This is a genomic window from Rothia sp. HMSC067H10, from assembly GCF_001810635.1.
Lineage (GTDB): Bacteria > Actinomycetota > Actinomycetes > Actinomycetales > Micrococcaceae > Rothia > Rothia dentocariosa.
Map to the genome: position 1 here is coordinate 115,152 of NZ_KV802312.1, position 17,769 is coordinate 132,920.

Annotated in this window: 15 protein-coding genes and 1 pseudogene; 11 read left to right on the forward strand and 5 right to left on the reverse strand. The window is 57.5% G+C overall.

What is annotated here, in order from left to right; genetic code table 11:
* Positions 1 to 403 precede the first annotated feature (403 nt).
* Both HMPREF2756_RS05770 and HMPREF2756_RS05775 read right to left on the reverse strand, forming a co-directional pair.
* Positions 404 to 1,189, reverse strand: a complete 786-nt coding sequence (locus HMPREF2756_RS05770; protein ID WP_070619220.1) for a phosphatase — start codon at positions 1,187 to 1,189, stop codon at positions 404 to 406.
* A gap of 92 nt (positions 1,190 to 1,281) precedes the next feature.
* Positions 1,282 to 2,595 carry a glycosyltransferase gene (locus HMPREF2756_RS05775; protein WP_141747828.1) on the reverse strand — a complete coding sequence of 438 codons (1,314 nt, stop codon included), beginning with the start codon at positions 2,593 to 2,595 and terminating at the stop codon, positions 1,282 to 1,284.
* Positions 2,596 to 2,832: 237 nt separating this feature from the next.
* Here HMPREF2756_RS05775 and alr point away from each other — a divergent pair, with 237 nt between their 5' ends.
* The 5 genes from alr (at position 2,833) to tsaD (ending at position 7,440) form a co-directional block, all read left to right on the forward strand.
* Positions 2,833 to 4,146 (forward strand): alanine racemase, encoded by a 1,314-nt coding sequence (gene alr / locus HMPREF2756_RS05780; RefSeq protein ID WP_070619223.1) that lies wholly within the window; start codon positions 2,833 to 2,835, stop codon positions 4,144 to 4,146.
* Positions 4,147 to 4,209: 63 nt separating this feature from the next.
* The gene (gene tsaE, locus HMPREF2756_RS05785; protein WP_070449011.1) at positions 4,210 to 4,836 is read left to right on the forward strand and encodes a tRNA (adenosine(37)-N6)-threonylcarbamoyltransferase complex ATPase subunit type 1 TsaE; all 627 of its coding nucleotides are present in this window, start codon (positions 4,210 to 4,212) and stop codon (positions 4,834 to 4,836) included.
* Positions 4,837 to 4,954: 118 nt separating this feature from the next.
* The gene (gene tsaB, locus HMPREF2756_RS05790; RefSeq protein WP_070619226.1) at positions 4,955 to 5,740 is read left to right on the forward strand and encodes a tRNA (adenosine(37)-N6)-threonylcarbamoyltransferase complex dimerization subunit type 1 TsaB; all 786 of its coding nucleotides are present in this window, start codon (positions 4,955 to 4,957) and stop codon (positions 5,738 to 5,740) included.
* Positions 5,741 to 5,751: 11 nt separating this feature from the next.
* A complete protein-coding gene (gene rimI / locus HMPREF2756_RS05795) occupies positions 5,752 to 6,315 on the forward strand; it encodes a ribosomal protein S18-alanine N-acetyltransferase (protein ID WP_070619229.1) in 564 nt (187 codons plus the stop codon).
* A gap of 6 nt (positions 6,316 to 6,321) precedes the next feature.
* On the forward strand, positions 6,322 to 7,440 hold the full coding sequence (gene tsaD / locus HMPREF2756_RS05800; RefSeq protein WP_070619249.1) for a tRNA (adenosine(37)-N6)-threonylcarbamoyltransferase complex transferase subunit TsaD: 1,119 nt from the start codon (positions 6,322 to 6,324) through the stop codon (positions 7,438 to 7,440).
* A gap of 80 nt (positions 7,441 to 7,520) precedes the next feature.
* On the opposite strand, the gene HMPREF2756_RS05805 is transcribed toward tsaD, so the two are convergent.
* Positions 7,521 to 8,669 carry a glutamate--cysteine ligase gene (locus HMPREF2756_RS05805; RefSeq protein ID WP_070619232.1) on the reverse strand — a complete coding sequence of 383 codons (1,149 nt, stop codon included), beginning with the start codon at positions 8,667 to 8,669 and terminating at the stop codon, positions 7,521 to 7,523.
* A gap of 168 nt (positions 8,670 to 8,837) precedes the next feature.
* The gene (locus tag HMPREF2756_RS05810) at positions 8,838 to 10,400 is read right to left on the reverse strand and encodes a class I SAM-dependent methyltransferase (RefSeq protein WP_342456653.1); all 1,563 of its coding nucleotides are present in this window, start codon (positions 10,398 to 10,400) and stop codon (positions 8,838 to 8,840) included.
* Positions 10,401 to 10,531: 131 nt separating this feature from the next.
* Here HMPREF2756_RS05810 and groES point away from each other — a divergent pair, with 131 nt between their 5' ends.
* The 4 genes from groES (at position 10,532) to HMPREF2756_RS05830 (ending at position 15,658) form a co-directional block, all read left to right on the forward strand.
* Complete coding sequence (groES, locus tag HMPREF2756_RS05815; protein ID WP_004005229.1) at positions 10,532 to 10,819, forward strand: co-chaperone GroES; 288 nt, start codon at positions 10,532 to 10,534, stop codon at positions 10,817 to 10,819.
* 129 nt (positions 10,820 to 10,948) lie between these two features.
* The gene (groL, locus tag HMPREF2756_RS05820) at positions 10,949 to 12,538 is read left to right on the forward strand and encodes a chaperonin GroEL (RefSeq protein ID WP_013397584.1); all 1,590 of its coding nucleotides are present in this window, start codon (positions 10,949 to 10,951) and stop codon (positions 12,536 to 12,538) included.
* A 269-nt stretch (positions 12,539 to 12,807) separates the two neighbouring features.
* Positions 12,808 to 14,325, forward strand: coding sequence for an IMP dehydrogenase (gene guaB, locus HMPREF2756_RS05825; RefSeq protein WP_013397583.1), 1,518 nt, complete (start codon positions 12,808 to 12,810; stop codon positions 14,323 to 14,325).
* 202 nt (positions 14,326 to 14,527) lie between these two features.
* Positions 14,528 to 15,658, forward strand: coding sequence for a GuaB3 family IMP dehydrogenase-related protein (locus tag HMPREF2756_RS05830; RefSeq protein ID WP_013397582.1), 1,131 nt, complete (start codon positions 14,528 to 14,530; stop codon positions 15,656 to 15,658).
* Positions 15,659 to 15,842: 184 nt separating this feature from the next.
* Here the strand turns inward: HMPREF2756_RS05830 and HMPREF2756_RS05835 are convergent, their stop codons facing one another.
* Entirely contained in the window at positions 15,843 to 16,541 is a 699-nt protein-coding gene (locus HMPREF2756_RS05835) for a hypothetical protein (RefSeq protein ID WP_141747829.1), read from the reverse strand.
* A 9-nt stretch (positions 16,542 to 16,550) separates the two neighbouring features.
* Between HMPREF2756_RS05835 and HMPREF2756_RS05840 the strand changes: the two are divergent.
* Positions 16,551 to 16,817, forward strand: a pseudogene (locus tag HMPREF2756_RS05840) (winged helix-turn-helix domain-containing protein); the annotation flags it as partial.
* Positions 16,814 to 17,769: sensor histidine kinase (locus HMPREF2756_RS05845; RefSeq protein ID WP_070619238.1), on the forward strand; the 956-nt coding region annotated here is incomplete at its 3' end. The pseudogene HMPREF2756_RS05840 and the gene HMPREF2756_RS05845, both read left to right, overlap by 4 nt.

The window sequence follows — 17,769 nt, forward strand, 5'->3', positions numbered from 1 at the left end:
GACCCGCAGCCCGGTGGTCAGTCGGAATACAGATGAATGATGTGTGCAGTGTGTGAGCGAGAAGTAGAGAGAACGAGAACCAGCTTTGAGGCCCCGAGGTAGTCCGGAAGAGAAACCTGGCCTTTAACTGATTCTCACGATAGTTCTTCAAAACTACTCAGTCCTTATATTTTACGGTTAAACCAGGAGTTCAGTCCTCCTGAATGGTGGTCTAAACTTCAAGGATAAAGAGTGAATTCAATCACCTTAATGTGTCATAAAGGTGCTGAAGACACGATTATTAAAGGCTATTGTGGATGTTTACTTTTGTAAATAGCTTTAATAAATATCCTAGTCAGAGAGCTTCAATACCCGTAAACTAATAAAATACCTTGAAAGAATAAAAAACTATAGCCTAAAAGTTTTACCGAAATTGTTTCAATGAGGCGCGATTCACCAAAAAATCAATCAGCGGTTCGTAACGATTCGGCGGAACATTATCATCCATCGGAACACACACCGGTAAATCACCCTGCTCTGCGGCAATAAACAATCCCGGATCGTTACAGTCGGCAATACCGAGCGTCAGCAGCTTCTGCTGTGATGCCGCATACCCCGCCATCCCGTGATCGGAAATCACAAGATCGGGCATCTCACCGCGCTCACGAAGCTGGGCGAGGGTGATGCGCATCGGCCCGGGGAAATGCGTATGCTGCAGATTTCCGTACTGCTCAAACATTACCACACCCATGATCTGGCGAATATCGCCATCCAAGAACCGCTCGCCCTGCTCAATGCGCAGCACCGTGGCCCCGGCACGTTCGGCGATGCGCGCCAGCTCAGCATAAATGGGGAAAAGTCCGGCGGGATGACCGGTGGCGAACAGGATCTTTTGGCGGGCGCGCACCGCATCGCCAAAAATACGGGCATACTCTTCGAGAGCATCAATGCACTGGGCGGAACCAATCGTATCTTGCCCCTGGACATGTGAACGGTCAGGGTTCAGACCAGCACGGCGTACCATGACCTCAAAAACTTCGTCGTAGGTCCAATCCTTCGACCATGTAACCCCGAATTCGAGGTGCTCATTGTGATCGAGAAACCCTTGAATATGCGAAAGGTTATTCTCGCGCGGTGTAGCAACATCACCCGTGATGCGGGCAGAATCAAGATAAGCGGCAAACTCGTCGCGCGTCATTGCAAAACTCATACGTCAAGTGTAGCCGCTTGAACAACTTTCGAGACCGTGCTGTGGTGCGTTCTACAGGTTTTTGAGGAAGAGCAGAGTAATTCGGCAATAAACTATGCGGAACCCTCGGCCCGCTCTTGTGCTAAATGACAACCGGTTATCGCCTCGGAATAGACGCACAAGGTTTTTCGGGCGGTCGCTTCCCAACTGAAAGAACGTGCACGAGCTGCCGCATTCGCCCCCAGTGTTAAGCGCAGACGTGGGGCACGCACCAGCCGCTCGATCGCAACCGCCCAACGCTGCGGGGTACGCGGCGCCACAAGCAACCCCGTTTTATGGTTCTCGATAGCGAAACGCAACCCATCCGCATCGGTAGCAAGTACCGCAGCCCCCGAAGCCTGCGCCTCCAAAGCCACTAGCCCAAAAGATTCAGACGAGGAAGGAGAAGCCACAATATCGGCGCGGCGAAAAATATCGGCAAGAATATCGGCAGGAACCGGACTGCGCAGATGCACCCGATCGGCGATGCCTAAATCGCGGGCACGGGCAAGAAGATCTAATTCGTATCCGGAAGAAGACTTGCCGATAATATCCAGTTCAACATGCAGATCCGCGGGAAGAAGCGCAAGGGCCTCTACCAAAATATGGGGTCCCTTTAACGGCTGAGGACGCCCCGCAAAAACCACCCGAGCGTACGTATCCGAACCCTCATGTTCGGCGTGCACCCCCGGCAGCGGGTGAAAAATACCGGTATCAACCCCCGGCGCAATCACACGCATGCGTGCGGAATCTGCCCCGTAGTAGTCCTGCAGCTGTTGCCCTTCAAGAGAAGTATTGACGATCGTCAAAGCGGCATGTTCAAGAACTCGATGCTCACTTTCATAACGTGCGTGTGGTTCTTCGGGCTCGTCGGGGGAGCGGCGCGCATCCTTCGCTGCGGCGGTCGTATGAGGGGTAAATACTACGGGAACAACTGTTCCTTCGGCAGCGTAGGTCTGAGCAGCCCCCAGCGCAGCGACGCCCGAAAGCCAATAATGTGCATGAATAACCTGCGGATGCCAGCACGCTAATGAGACGCATTGCGCCGCAAATTCGGTTGTAAACTCAGCAAGTTGATTTTTGCGAGCACCTAAAGCCTGCGGAATCAACACCTGATGCACCCGCACTCGATCACGATACGAGTTGAGAAGAGTCGGAACCTGTACCCCGGGCTTTGCATGCTCACAATCGGGATCGGTAAGAAGTGTGAAAACCTCGACGCGCAAAGTATCGTCTGCCGCCAGCATAGCCGCAATCGAACGCGCAATATAGACGTTCATGCCCCCGGCATCGCCGCGACCGGGCTGCGCAAAAGGATCGGTATGCAGAGAATAGACATGCACAACAGGCTGGGGCAAGCGGGACTGCGAGCTCTCGGGAATCTTCACCTTCCTAGTCTAACGCGCGGTTTTATGAGACAGCGCGTTCTGCAAGCCGAGTGAGCCTAAGGGTGAACGTGTAAGCTTCGACGGTATCGAAGAGGCGCATTCGCACAGTAAGAACATGAACTGTTGATGAACGCTCCCTAAATCGGGATAAGAAGAGCGAAAATACATGAAAAGACGGGCTAGAATGAGTGTAACTAGACGCTCCCCGCGTTCACCGAGTACCGGAGGTATATAGAAATGACTGTTCCCACACGTCCCCTCTACACCCCGAACCTGCAGCCCGGTGAGGCGGAGCGAACCGCTATCATCGACCTTAATGCTCTTGAGCACAATACGCGCGTACTCAAAGATATGATCGGTGAACGTAAACTCATTGCCGTAGTAAAGGCGGATGCCTACGGTCACGGTGCCTACCCCGTGGCACGGTCAGTACTCGAAGCCGGTGCCGATATTCTGGGCGTTGTGCACGTGGCCGAAGCCTTGGAGCTACGCTCAGAGGGTATTACCGCCCCGATTATAGCTTGGCTGCACACCCCGCAGACGGACTTCGATGAAGCACTCGAAGCAGATATTATCCTGGGTGCCTCCGGCTGGGACTTAGAAGCAATAGCAGAAGCCGCTAATCGCACCAAGAAGCGTGCTCGTGTACATCTGAAAGTAGACACGGGGCTTGGGCGTAACGGCTCCACCTTTGAGGACTGGCCCGCGCTAGTGGCGCGCGCCCTTGAACTTGAAGCCGCAGGGCTGGTGCGCATTGAGGGCATTTTCTCGCATCTGGCGGTTGCCGATGAACCTGAACGCCCCGAGACCGCACGGCAGATCGCCCGACTTAACGAATTTGCGACCGTTGCCCGCAGCGCGGGTCTTACCCCCGAGCTTGCTCACCTGGCGAACTCCCCGGGAACGATCACCGGCGCAAGCCCCCTATATAACACGAACGAGGCAGTTCTTGCCGATGCGGTACGCTGCGGAATTGCCCTCTACGGTCTTTCCCCGCTCGCGGGTGTGAGCTCCAAAGACCTTAATCTGCGACCCGTTATGACCCTGGGAACCCATGTGTGCAATGTCAAAGAGGTACCCGCCGGGCAGGGGGTCTCATACGGGTTGCGGTACAGCACCGATAAGCCCACCACGCTGGCCCTCATTCCGCTCGGATACGCCGATGGCGTGCCGCGCATCGCTGATGGGGCTCCGGTGCGTATTTACCCGCGTGCCGATGCCGCAAACCCCGTGGAACCACGCACGTACCGCGCCGTGGGAAGGATTGCTATGGATCAGCTTGTAGTTGATCTGGAAGAACCCGGACTCGCCGATCCTGCGCGCGGTATTCTCGGCGGTTCCGCCGTGCTTTTCGGCTCGGGAGATAACCCTCCCGTTGAAGAATGGGCCGCTGCAGCGCAGACCATTAACTACGAGATTGTGACTCGTATTTCCCCGCGCGTGATACGCATCTACCGCGGTGGCGCCTGGGTGGAACGCGAAGTAGATGGTCTGCATGCCTTGGGATCCCTCTTCGGTCTTGACGATGAACAGACACCGGAAACCGTCTAACGATATGTGAGGTCGAGCCTTCGCACCTCTGTTTAACCCGTACCGTTCCCCGGAAAGAAGCCCATGCACGCACATCCAGTTTTAGAAGTTGATCTTGCCGATCTTGCGCATACACGCGCGGCGGCGCATGCGCTTGCGCCGTTGCTCATCGCCGGGGACCTGCTCTTGCTCTCGGGAGAGCTTGGTGCCGGGAAGACCACTTTCACCCGCGCCCTAGGCGAGGGGCTTGGAGTACGTGAGGGTGTTATTTCGCCAACTTTTGTGCTCTCGCGGGTGCATCCTAATCTACTGGACGGCACCCGCCCAGGCGGGCCCGATCTCGTGCACGTGGACGCATACCGGCTCTCTAGCGCCGAAGAATTAGACGACCTCGATCTAGAATTTTCGCTGGAAAAATCCGTGACCGTCATCGAATGGGGACGCGGTAAAGCCGAGCATCTGAGCGATTCACGCCTGGAACTAGACTTCACGCGACTCACCGGCGCGGATGCCTCCATCGCCTACGCCGCCGAGAATTACTCGCCCACAGGGGAGGGGGAGTTCGACTGGGATGCGCTTGACGATCGTGAGGAGGAGAGCGCTGATGCCTCAGAACCGCGGCTGCTGCGCATTACCGCTTACGGCCCACGGTGGGAAGGCGAAGCGTATCGAAGTCTTGAAGCCGCCATGCTCAAACTCGGCGTCGAGTAACCTGTTTAAGAGTTGCCGGGAGCGAACGGAAGCGCACCTCATGAGCCTGCCTTGGGATATTTATGAAGCGAGAACCCGTCACAATAGTGGGTACACGGCAGCACGTTAGAATGATAGGGTGCTCATACTTGCTCTAGACTCATCAGCCACCGCATCCGTGGCTTTGGCGCGCCTCGACGGCGAAAATCCCGGTTCAACCGCAACTATTCTCGCCGCCCGCGAAAGCGCCGATACACGTTCACACGCCGAAGTGATGTCGCCCTTCGTAGCCCAGGTACTCGACAAAGCACAGGTAAATGGGCGGAACGTGGATGCGATTCTCACCGGGACCGGGCCGGGCCCTTTCACCGGACTGCGCGCCGGAATCGTCACCGCCCGGACTCTTGGATTTGCCTGGAACAAACCCGTTTACGGGCTTATGAGTCTAACAGCTCTGGCAGAGCGAGCATTCGTTCAGGATTTCCAGGGCAAAGCCGCGCAGATGACCGAGATTTTGGTAGCTTCCGATGCGCGCCGCCGCGAAATCTACTCTGCAATTTTCACCGTTACCGAGAACGGATACACGATAAAAACCGGTCCGCAGGTGGCACCCGCAAGCGAAAGTACGCCTGCACCTGGCAGCGTTTCTGGACAGAATACCGCAGGTTATCGTGCCTACGGTTACGGTGTCGAGCTTTACCGCGAACAGCTGGAACAATCGGGGGCGCAAATTTCTTCCGAATTATCGCAGCTGCACCCCAACGCAAGCGACCTCGTGCGTGCCGCCGCGCGCTTGGGTATAAAAAATCTTAGCACCGACACCCGCGCCCTCTACCTGCGTGACTCGGATGCGAAGGTTCCAGCCGCCATGCTTGCGCGGCAGAGCCAGAACGCTCCGAGCGATCCCGCATCGTCTAAGGGATAGGGGGCGTAAATATGCACTCGAAACTTCAGCATCCAGAACTTCCCGGTGCGCTCGCCCGCGGTGCCCGCCTGCGCCGCGCCGATATTAACGATGTACCGCATCTGTTCACCCTCGAACAAGAGCTCTTCCCCCTCGACGCCTGGAACCTTGATATGTTCCTCGCCGAAATAACCCACCCCACCCGCACCTATTACGTACTTGAGCGGGCGTATTCCGGTGAAAATCCCCAGGAAAACCCCGATGAGAAGAACGCTCCGAATATTATCGGATACTGCGGGGTTATGACGGTGGCAGACACCGCCGATGTGCAGACCATCGCCGTGCTGCCCGAGTACGAAGGCAACGGATACGGAAGAGCCATGCTCGCCACAATGCACCGCCGGGCACAGGATTTAGGGGCGCAGCGCATCCTTTTGGAGGTGCGGGCCGATAATCCCCGAGCCCAGAACCTCTACCTGCGCACCGGATACACGCATATTCACACACGGCCCGGCTATTATGACGACGGCACGGATGCGCTGATCATGCTCAAGGACTTCGCCGCCAATGCCTCCACAACAACGGAAACTACCTGAGAAATGATGACTAAACCAAAACTTTCTGCCGCAGCCGAGCCGCTTGTATTAGGTATCGAATCATCCTGCGATGAGACCGGGATCGGCATTGTACGCGGCACCCGTCTGCTCACCAACACGGTTTCATCCTCGATGGAAGAGCACGTGCGGTTCGGTGGGGTGATTCCCGAAATTGCTTCGCGGGCTCATCTTGATTCTATGATCCCGGCTCTAGAAGCCGCACTTGCAGACGCTTACGTGACCCTCGACGATATAGACGCGATTGCCGTCACCGCCGGTCCCGGGCTCGCCGGGGCACTCATGGTCGGTGTTTCTGCCGCGAAGGCGCTGGCTACCGCTACCGGAAAGCCGCTCTACGGCATTAACCATCTGGTGGCGCATGTGGGCGTGGGGCTGCTCGACGATAACGGTACCGAAGACGGCTCGGCGCTGCTTGAACACGCTCGAGATGGCGGGCTCGGGGCACTGCTGGTTTCTGGTGGTCACACCGAAATTCTGCAGGTACGCGATATTACTCAGGATGTTCGTCTGCTCGGAGCCACCCTTGATGATGCCGCCGGTGAGGCCTACGATAAAGTCGCTCGTTTACTGGGACTCGATTACCCGGGAGGCCCCGCTATTGACCGCGCCGCGCGCACGGGGAATGCTAAGGCGTTTGTTTTCCCACGCGGGTTGTCAAACCGTAAGTTCATGGGTACCGCCGAAGCCCCGGGGGCACACCGGTATAATTTCTCGTTTTCAGGGCTCAAGACCGCCGTAGCGCGTGTGATTGAAGGCTTCGAGGCACGCGGTGAAGAGGTTCCGGTCGCCGATATTGCGGCATCTTTCCAGGAAGCGGTTGTCGATGTTATCACGAAGAAAGCCGTGCTGGCCTGCCGGGAACAGGGACTGCACACTCTCTTACTCGGCGGCGGCGTTGCGGCAAATTCGCGGCTGCGTGAGCTGCTTTCGGCACGATGCACTTCAGCTGGGGTGCGCCTCATTATCCCGAAATTTACGCTGTGTACCGATAATGGTGCAATGGTGGCTGCGCTTGGGGCACGCCTTGTCGAGGCCGGGTATGAACCTTCGGGAATCGATTTTACGACCGATTCTTCGCTGCCGGTCACGACGGTGTGTTTCTAGAGCATTTGCTTAGACTAGAGGGAACCGTCAGCCTGCCTCCTGAGAAAATTCGGGGGAGCGGGCTGGAACTTTATCGGCTCCTAGCGGATGGGACGCGCCCGTGACTGGAGCGCGACATCTCGAATAACCTCGTGGAAAGAGCCAGTTTTCTCGTAGATAGCGCGCTGCCGGTCGGCACCGGTGCCCTCCGCCAGCATATTCCTTACATGCTGCAGCTCCGGCAAACAATCCAAATCCCGGGCAACATCCTCTAGCTGAGTAACAAGAAGCTCAATGTCCTCGCGCAGCGGGCGCACCTGCGGCTCGTTAGACACAATAATCTCGGTGTCTAAACCATAGCGGGCGGCACGCCATTTATTCTCCTGCGCATGCCAAGGGTTTAACACTTCAATCTTCTCGCCAGCCTCAATTTTGCGCGAGAAAAACTCCACTAAACATTGGGTGAGCGCCGTAACCGCCGCCACATCACGAATCGACGGAAGGCCGTCGCAGTACCGCATCTCTAAGGTGCCGTAGCGGGGGACCGGGCGCACATCCCAACGGTCCTCGCTGACCTCTAAAATAGCGCCCGTCTTCACCAACGCATGCAAATAGTCACTGTACTCCTGCCAGTTTTCAAAATGAAAAGGCAGACCATTTGAAGGCAGCTGCTGATACAGCATCGTGCGGTGCGAACCATATCCGGTATCCACGCTGTCCCAGTAGGGCGAAGACACCGAAAGCCCCAGCAGATGCGCGCAATAGTTGGTGAGAGCATCCACGAGCGGCAAAACCTTATCGCGTGAATCGACACCCACATGCACATGCACACCAAAAATAACCATGTGCCTGCCCCAGTACTGGCCGCGACCAACCACACGCTGGTACCGCTTCTTCGCAGATACCTGCTGTTCCTGCCAATGCGCCGTAGGGTGTGTGCCCGCCGCATAAAAATCAAGTCCCAGCTCATCAGTAACCTCACGGATCTTATCGGTCACCGAGATCAACTGCTGGCATGCCTGCGGCACCGTAGTACACACGCCGGTAATAATCTCAAGCGTATTTTCCAAAAATTCGCCCGTCACATGAGCATGATCCAGGGAAGGTTCCAAAAGCTCGGGGTAACGTTCGCCCACACGGGCAAGTACCTCTTGAGCGCGCGCTACCAGCTCTCCGGTATGCTGGTCAATCAGCGCGATCTCCCACTCTACGCCAAGAGTGGATTGCGCCGAGGAAGCGAACGGAATCAAAACTCTCTCCTTCTTAGGGTGACTGCATTTATTTTACGGTGTTGGTGACCACAACAGCGCTTTTTCGAGTGCGTATGAACTAAATACGACACGAACATGAAGTATCTGACATAAAACGTCACACACCGTCATCACAGTTTTTTGTAGATACGCCGCCCACATAAACCGCTAGACCACAGAATTCTTAGTGTCCGAGCTAGAGACCTGTGCTGAATCAGAAAAATCTACAGGCCGCACATGCCACCCGATGCGCCGTGCCTGCTGCCCGAACCCCACTCGCGTAAACACTAAAGTCGCCGGGTTATAGCCCTGATTCTTCGCGGCTTTCTTACCTGATTTCTTGCCCGCACCGCCTGCCAGCAGGGTCGCACGCATTTTCTCGGGCACCAGATCAACGCCGCGTTTCTTGATCGTCAAAGCCGTAAAACCGCGCTCGCGCACCCACTTTTTGAGCTGTTTCTCATGCACCGGGATTTCCTCAAGAACCTCATAACACTGTGCCAGCGGACTCTGAACAGCTTTTGCCGCCATGAGGTACGCCAGGTGCGGATCAATCAGGTTCGCCCCAAGCTCTTGGGCTAACTCCTGCACCAGATGCGCCCGCACTACCGCGCCGGAAGGCTCATAGAGGTACTCACCGGGGGAGGGGAACCGGGTTTGCTTTTCATCAACAGGGGTTACTTGTTCCGCAGAATAGGGACTACTCAGCGTGGTTTTGTGAATGCGCAGGCCCTTGTCTTCAGCCTGTCCCGTCGCCTCCTGCCGCAGCACCGTGACCGTGCGTGCAACGCCCTCCTGAGCCAAAGCATTAAACCAAAGCACTAACTCCACGAGAGAACCCTCATGCTCAACCCACTGCGCCGTGACACGCGGATGGGGGTTCGCCTCGCTACGAATATCCTCGGGGCGCGCAATAGCCTCATGCGGCATCCCCGGACCAAGTTTGACACCCATCGGCATGCCAGTTCTGGCCAGATCCACTACGAACGAAAGCGGGGGAGAATAGGCTTCGGGATCAAAAATACGTTCTGTACGGGATTTTACGACTCCGGTCAGATCACGTCTGGCCGGATCAAGCCAAATGCCCTGCACGACCTTGCCGTTGCCATCACGAAAACTCTCGAGATCAAAATTTGTCACATCACCGACCACAACCCGTGAACCCGAAAAATCCGCCAGATTTGCGGCAGCAAAAGATGCCGTCAACGGGTCAAGCTCCACAGAAACAGTCGCTAAGGAAGCGCGCGCGAACTCCAACGAATCCGCGCCGATACCGCATCCCAGATCGGCAACCGAGCGAACCCCGGTACGGGCAAACACGGCCGCGTGCTCGGCAGCAACAACCGGTCGAGTCGCCTGCTGCGCGCCGTGCTCGGTCAAAAACATAGTGCGCGCCCTATCGCCGAACTTTGACAGCGCCCGAGTGCGCGCCTTAACAAGGCTGAGAATATTGGCGGTCTCATCGGGCGTGAACCCCTGCGCCCGCAGCCGCGTAACCTGTTCGAGCGAGCGCTCTTGACTATAGGGGAAAAGCGCATCCGCGGCATCTAACGCCTGCCGGGTAAAAGGAAGCTCGGACGGCAAGGCAAACGGCGGCGGGGGCACAAAATCAACCATAGGCTTAAGTGTAGTGGCATGAGCATATGCAGAAGGCTTGGATGCTGCGGCAGGTTCACGGGGCGCTCGCGTATTATCCTGTGCGCGAAACGCCGCCCTCGAAACGGCGCGCATTCTTGACCGGGTGCCGCCGGGATTCTAAAGTTGAATTTAGCACTCGAAGCGGTGCAGTGCTAAACGCCCAGGCACTAGGGCTAAACCGCTTCACAAATTTTTAAAAACGCTGACTAAAAAGGAGCATACCTATGGCTATTAAGCCCCTCGAAGACCGAGTAGTTGTCAAACTAGAGCAGGCTGAGCAGACCACCGCATCCGGTCTGGTTATTCCCGAAACTGCAAAGGAGAAGCCGCAGGAGGCTCGCGTAGTAGCTGTGGGCCCCGGTCGTGTGGACGATAAGGGCAACCGCGTTCCCGTCGATATCGCTGAAGGTGACGTAGTCGTGTTCTCCCGCTATGGCGGTACCGAGGTCAAGTACCAGGGCGAGGAATACCTGATTCTCTCCGCTCGTGACGTTCTGGCGATCGTCGACTAATTTCGCATATATGCAGGATGCGCCGCCGGTTTCTCGCGCGGCGCATCCGCTATACCTGACCTGGATTTGGCGCACTCGCGCCTTCTACGATATCGAACGCTCACAACCCTCAAGGAGTAGCGAATATTCATGGCTAAACAGCTTGAATTCAACGATGCCGCCCGTAAGTCCCTGCAGGCCGGCGTCGATAAACTCGCCGATGCGGTCAAGGTTACCCTCGGCCCACGCGGGCGCAATGTTGTGCTCGATAAACAGTGGGGCGCACCGGTTATCACGAATGATGGTGTCTCGATCGCCCGCGAAGTCGAGCTTGAAGACCCCTATGAAAACTTGGGCGCGCAGCTCGCTAAAGAGGTAGCCACCAAGACTAACGACGTTGCCGGTGACGGTACGACCACCGCAACCGTGCTGGCGCAGGCACTCGTGAATGAGGGGCTGCGCAACGTAACAAGCGGTGCGGCACCTGCGGAGGTGAAGCGTGGCATTGAGGCCGCCGTTGAGAAGGTCTCCGAGCGTCTGCTTCAGGATGCCCGCGAGGTACAGGGCCCGGAAGTTGCGCATGTTGCCGCTATTTCGGCTCAGTCCGACCAGATCGGCGAGCTTTTGGCATCTGCTTTTGAGAAGGTCGGTCAGGACGGCGTCATTACTATCGAGGACGGCTCCTCCACTGAGATTGAGCTTGACATTACCGAGGGTATGCAGTTCGACAAGGGCTACCTTTCGCCTTCGTTCGTGACCGATGCCGAGCGTGGCGAAGCGGTTCTTGAAGATAGCCTCATTCTGCTCTACCAGGGTAAGATCTCCACTGTTGCCGAGATTATGCCTCTGCTGGAGAAGGTCGTACAGGCGAAAAAACCGCTGACCATTATCGCCGAAGACGTTGATGGTGAAGCACTGTCCACCCTCGTGGTGAATAAGCTCCGCGGAACTCTCGACGTTGTGGCGCTTAAGGCTCCCGGGTTCGGCGATCGCCGCAAGGCTATTATGCAGGATCTCGCCATTCTGACCGGCAGCATCGTGATTACCCCCGAACTGGGTATCGACCTGGCCCAGGCAACTCTCGAAGAAACCGGTTCGGCGCGCCGCGTGACCGTCACCAAGAACACCACCACGATTGTGGACGGCGGTGGCAGCAAGGAAGCGGTTGAAGACCGTGTGCAGCAGTTGCGCCGAGAGATCGAGGCCGTCGATTCCGAGTGGGATCGCGAAAAGCTCAAGGAACGCCTGGCGAAGCTCGCCGGTGGCGTGGGCGTGATCAAGGTGGGTGCGGCAACCGAGGTTGAGGCTAAGGAACGTAAGCACCGCATCGAAGACGCTGTGTCTTCTACCCGCGCGGCTCTTGAAGAAGGCATCGTATCCGGTGGCGGTTCGGCACTGATCCACGCCAGCAAGGCGCTCGACGGTTTTGAACTCGATAGCCACGACGCAAACGTAGGTGTGCAGATTGTACGCCGCGCCCTGGTACAGCCGCTGCGCTGGATTGCCGAAAACGCTGGCGACGACGGCTATGTGGTGGCGGCAAAGGTCGCCGAACAGCCTGTTGGTCACGGTTACAACGCCAAAACCGGTGAGTATGTTGATCTGTTCGAAGCGGGCGTAATTGACCCCGTGAAGGTCACCCGCTCTGCGCTGCAGAACGCATCATCTATCGCGGCTTTGGTGCTCACGACCGAGACTCTGGTGGTCACTAAGCCCGAAGAAGAGGACGAAGACGAATAATTGATGGGTTGCCCGGTTCGAGGAGAGAAAATCTCGTTGAACCGGGCAACAACTATCTGTAGGGGTTTGATGCAGACTGGCCTGAAATAAACGCAAGCGCAGCCTCGAACCGGATACTGCGGCCTTGCAGGAAAGGCACACATCCGAACCGCTCCGTGTACCCCGAAGCAGACGTAAGCGTTTACCATAGAGATACGACGTTTTACACCCGGTGGCACCACTCGCTACACAACATCTATACATCCGGTACAGCATTTGAAAGGCTAAACATGACTGTCCCCACCGCCCTGACCGACGACCCCTTCGGATTCACTGGTCTGACCTATGATGACGTGTTGCTTCTACCCGGCAACACCGATGTTATTCCCTCCGATGCCGATACCAGCACTCGACTCTCCAAGCGTATTACCCTGGGCACCCCCATTATCTCCGCTGCGATGGATACCGTGACTGATTCCCAGATGGCGATTTCGATGGCGCGCCTAGGCGGCATGGGCGTGATCCACCGCAACCTTTCGATCGAGGATCAGGCAGCGCATGTTGATCGCGTGAAACGCTCCGAATCGGGCATGATCATTAATCCCGTCACCATCGGTGCTGACGCAACTATCGGCGAATACGATAATCTGTGCGGCTATTACAAGGTTTCGGGTCTGCCGGTGGTCACCGAAGATGGCAAACTTGAAGGTATTATTACCAACCGCGATATTCGCTACCTCTCGCGCTCGGACTATGAAAGCACTCTCGTGCGTGATGTTATGACCCCGATGCCGCTCATTACCGGTTCGCCAAACCTCACGAAGGATGAAGCCTTCGCCCTGCTCTCGAAGAACAAAATCGAGCGTTTGCCCCTCATTGACGAGGCCGGTAAACTTGCCGGGCTGATTACCCTCAAAGACTTTGTGAAGACCGAACAGTACCCGCGTGCCACCAAGGATGACGATGGTCGCCTGCGCGTTGGCGCTGCTATTGGCTTCTTCGGTGACGGCTACGAACGTGCAATGGCTCTGGTCGAGGCCGGGGTGGATGCACTCTTCGTCGATACCGCCAACGGACATTCCCAAGGCGTGCTCGATATGATTTCCCGCCTGAAGAAAGATCCCGCAGCCGCACATGTCGATGTGATTGGTGGTCAGGCGGCAACCCGTGAAGGTGCTCAAGCCATTATTGATGCGGGCGCAGATGCCGTGAAAGTCGGCGTGGGTCCCGGATCAATTTGCACCACTCGTATTATCGCGGGTGTGGGCGTACCCCAGGTAACCGCGATTAACGAATCCGCGAAGGCAGCTATTCCCGCCGGTGTTCCGCTCATCGCCGACGGCGGCATGCAGCACTCCGGTGAGATCGGTAAGGCTCTGGTTGCTGGCGCCGATTCCGTGATGCTTGGCTCGCTTTTGGCGGGAACCGCCGAGGCCCCCGGCGATCTGATTTTCATGAATGGTAAGCAGTTCAAAGCCTACCGCGGCATGGGCTCGCTGGGCGCTATGCAGACCCGCGGTCGCCACAAGTCATACTCGAAAGACCGTTATTTCCAGGCAGACGTTTCCAGCGAAGAGAAGCTGATTCCCGAGGGAATTGAGGGGCAGGTTCCGTTCCGCGGACCGCTTTCTGCCGTGCTGCATCAGCTTGAGGGTGGTCTGCGCCAGACCATGTTCTACGTGGGTTCACGCACCATTGAGGAGCTTAAGACCAAGGGTAAGTTTGTGCGCATCACTCCGGCGGGCTTGAAAGAATCTCACCCGCACGACATTACGATGACTGTCGAGGCACCTAACTACCGCCGTTAACCACCGCTGACCGGCTCAATGGTGTGTAAGACTCGAACATTAGGGAATCTATTCCGTCGTGCATTTTGTGATATTTCTGAATAATCTGCGGCGGAACGGGTTATACGCCGAGTAGAGTAGATACTGCATCAGGCGCGTAGTCTTGCGGGGCAGCCGTGCGCCAGGAAACACCGGTCAGAGACCTTCCGAAAGGGAAACACACATGTCCGATATTCAGATTGGGCTCTCTAAGAGCGCCCGCCGCACCTATGCGCTTGACGATGTGGCGCTGGCACCGACGCGCCGCACCCGTGACCGTCGCGATGTCGATACGTCATGGCAGATTGACGCCTTCAAATTTGACACCCCAATTGTGGGCGCACCGATGGACTCTGTGATGTCTCCAGCGACCGCGATTGCGCTTGGAAAGCTCGGTGGTTTAGGCGTGCTCAACCTAGAAGGCTTGTGGACTCGCTATGAGGATCCGCAGCCGCTTCTTGACGAAATTACTGAGCTTCCCGAAGCTGATCCTGCCTCTGCTACCACGCGCATGCAGCAGATTTACGCTGAGCCGATTAAGCCCGAGCTGATTACCGCGCGCCTGGAAGAAATTCGTGATTCGGGTGTTATTGTGGCGGGCTCGCTTACCCCGCAGAACACCCAAGAGCATTACGAGACGGTGGTGCAGGCCGGGGCCGATCTTTTCGTGATTCGCGGGGCTTCGGTCTCTGCGGAGCATATTTCGACTTCGCATGAACCGCTGAACCTCAAGAAATTCATTTACGAGCTGGATGTGCCTGTTATGGTCGGCGGCGTGGCAGGGTATACCCAGGCGAAGCACTTGATGCGCACCGGTGCCGCCGGTGTTCTGGTGGGCTTCGGCGGCGGTTCCGCGATGACCACCCGTAAGGGGCTGGGCATTTCCGCGCCGATGGCAACCGCTATTGCCGATGTTGCTGCGGCCCGTTCGGACTATCTGGACGAATCCGGCGGACGGTATGTTCATGTGATTGCCGACGGCGGGCTTAGCCGTTCCGGTGACCTGGTGAAGGCGCTGGCTCTGGGCGCGGATGCGGTGATGATCGGCGCGCCCCTGGCGCGCGCATCTGAGGCGCCGGGCCAGGGCTGGTACTGGGGCAATGAGGCGCATTCGCGGGACTTCCCGCGTGGGGTGCGCACCCCCTTGGGCGTGGTTGGAACTCTCGAAGAGGTGCTGTATGGGCCCTCGCACCATGTGGATGGTACCCGCAATATTGTGGGCGCCCTCAAACGCGCAATGGCGAACTGCGGCTACCTGGATTTGAAGAAGTTCCAGAAGGCAGAGATGACACTCGTGCCTGAATATCGGGGATAATCTCGGTCAGTCTCGTGTTCCGTTGAGTGCGCAGGAACCGAGCGAACATTCTCTTTGCTAAAACGTATTGCGCCCTCACCGGTGAAAATATCCGGTGGGGGCGCAGTGTTAGAGGTGCAGCCGTTGCGGTTTTTGTGCGCCAAGCTGGAGCATTGTGCGCACCGCGTGGGCTGGTTATCTGCCGTTAGTCTTTTGTGGTGGCAGGCTGTTGGTTGAGTGAGGGAACCTCGCCGACGACTTTCGGGTACCCGGCGAACGGAACCTCGGTGGCTTGCACAGCATCCTGGGTGGGTACGGTGCAGCTGTCAATGTACTTGGGATTGTACTCTTCGACCTTGAACTTTATGGTGAGAGAGCGCTGCTTATCTCCTTTGGTTTTGCCAGAAGAAATGGTCACGTTGTGTTCCTCACCAGGTTTCCAGTCGGCGGGCACCTCAATGTCACGGGTGAACGACGTCTCTTCCTCGGAGAGCTTGAAGGTCATTTCGCCCTGCCCGTTTACCTTTGACTTGCCGTCATCCAGGGTGACGGTAATATCCGAGGGAAGATAGTCTTCTCCATACGTCCAGTCAGACCCTCCAATCGTGAACTTCTGCCCCGCGTATACGGTCTTCGGGGCGGAAACAGTGGTCGCCTCACTGGTGTTATCGCTTACCAGGCGGGTCTGTTCAGGCGCGGACGCAGGGTCGATAATCCGTTTGGTTTCGCCGGGCGCGGTACCTGCATCTTCAGCCTTGAACCGGGAGAGCGTGTTTGCAGTAATATTCACGGATTCCTTGCCGGGGTATTCGTCCACGCTGGCGCTCTGGTACTCGCCGGTGGTGGGGTCAATGCGGAAGTCCACATTTGTGTTTTTGTACGTTTTATCACGGGAAACAGCCACTACGGAGCCGTCGTCCATCAGGTGCGGGTGGGGGAGACGACCGTGGAGCTCACCCGCACGGAGTTCGAGCTGCTGGTTGCCCTAGCCCTGCGCCCCGGCCAGGTGCTGACCCGCCACGACCTGGTCACCGAGGTCTGGGACACCACCTGGGTCGGTGATGAACGCATCGTCGATGTCCACATCGGCAACTTGCATCGCAAGCTCGGCGCCGACACCCGGGGCCGGGGGTTTATCGACACCGTGCGTGGCGTGGGCTACCGGGTGGGGCAGCCATGAATCACGGACCCGGCCTGACCTTCCGCTTCCTGGCCGCCCAGGTGTTGGTCGTGGTGATTAGCCTGCTGATGGCCGCGGCCGTGGCCACGATGGTGGGCCTGACCCTGTTCCATGATCATATGTTGATGACCGGCCGGGAGGACCCCTCGCTGGAGCTGTTCCATGCCGAGCAGGCCTACCGGGACGCCAACCTGATCACCCTGGCCGTCGCCCTGCCCACCGCATTGATCAGCGCCCTGCTGGCCAGCCTGTGGTTATCGCGTCGCCTACGCACCCCCCTGCAGGATCTCACCCGCGCCGCTACCAGCCTGACGGCCGGCAACTACCGTATCCGCGTGCCCGCCGGAGAAGCAGGCCCCGAGGTCACCACCCTGGCGCATGCCTTCAACACCATGGCCGACCGGCTGGAACACACCGAACAGGTCCGCCGCCAGATGCTCTCTGATCTGGCCCACGAAATGGGCACCCCCTTATCGGTGCTCACGGTCTACCTCGATGGTCTCCAGGACGGGGTCGTGGACTGGAATAATGCCACCCACACGATCATGGCTGACCAACTCGCCCGCCTGACCCGGTTGATGGAAGACATCGACGATGTCTCCCGGGTCCAGGAACACCGGATCGATTTGGACCTGGCGGAGGAAGGGCTCGGGGATCTGCTCCATACCGCCGCTGCTGCCGCGGGGGAAGCTTATGCTGACAAAGGCGTCGATTTACAGGTCGAGACCATTACGGACACCGCCCGGGTGCTCGTGGACCGGCAACGCTTCGGCCAGGTGATGAGCAATCTCCTGTCGAACGCGCTACGGCACACCCCGGCCGGCGGGCAGGTCCGAATCAGCGTCCACCGACAGGGGGCGTCCACCGCGCTCATCCACGTCGCCGATGACGGCGAGGGCATCCCACCTGGCCAGCTCGGACACATCTTCGAACGCTTCTACCGGGGGGGGGG

What these genes read in the sequence shown, in the direction of transcription:
- HMPREF2756_RS05770 (WP_070619220.1), bottom strand. Translation starts at nt 1,189, where the DNA reads ATGAGTTTTGCAATGACGCGCGACGAGTTTGCCGCTTATCTTGATTCT.
- alr (WP_070619223.1), top strand. Translation starts at nt 2,833, where the DNA reads ATGACTGTTCCCACACGTCCCCTCTACACCCCGAACCTGCAGCCCGGT.
- tsaE (WP_070449011.1), top strand. Translation starts at nt 4,210, where the DNA reads ATGCACGCACATCCAGTTTTAGAAGTTGATCTTGCCGATCTTGCGCAT.
- rimI (WP_070619229.1), top strand. Translation starts at nt 5,752, where the DNA reads ATGCACTCGAAACTTCAGCATCCAGAACTTCCCGGTGCGCTCGCCCGC.
- tsaD (WP_070619249.1), top strand. Translation starts at nt 6,322, where the DNA reads ATGACTAAACCAAAACTTTCTGCCGCAGCCGAGCCGCTTGTATTAGGT.
- HMPREF2756_RS05810 (WP_342456653.1), bottom strand. Translation starts at nt 10,400, where the DNA reads ATGCGCGCCGTTTCGAGGGCGGCGTTTCGCGCACAGGATAATACGCGA.
- groES (WP_004005229.1), top strand. Translation starts at nt 10,532, where the DNA reads ATGGCTATTAAGCCCCTCGAAGACCGAGTAGTTGTCAAACTAGAGCAG.
- groL (WP_013397584.1), top strand. Translation starts at nt 10,949, where the DNA reads ATGGCTAAACAGCTTGAATTCAACGATGCCGCCCGTAAGTCCCTGCAG.
- guaB (WP_013397583.1), top strand. Translation starts at nt 12,808, where the DNA reads ATGACTGTCCCCACCGCCCTGACCGACGACCCCTTCGGATTCACTGGT.
- HMPREF2756_RS05830 (WP_013397582.1), top strand. Translation starts at nt 14,528, where the DNA reads ATGTCCGATATTCAGATTGGGCTCTCTAAGAGCGCCCGCCGCACCTAT.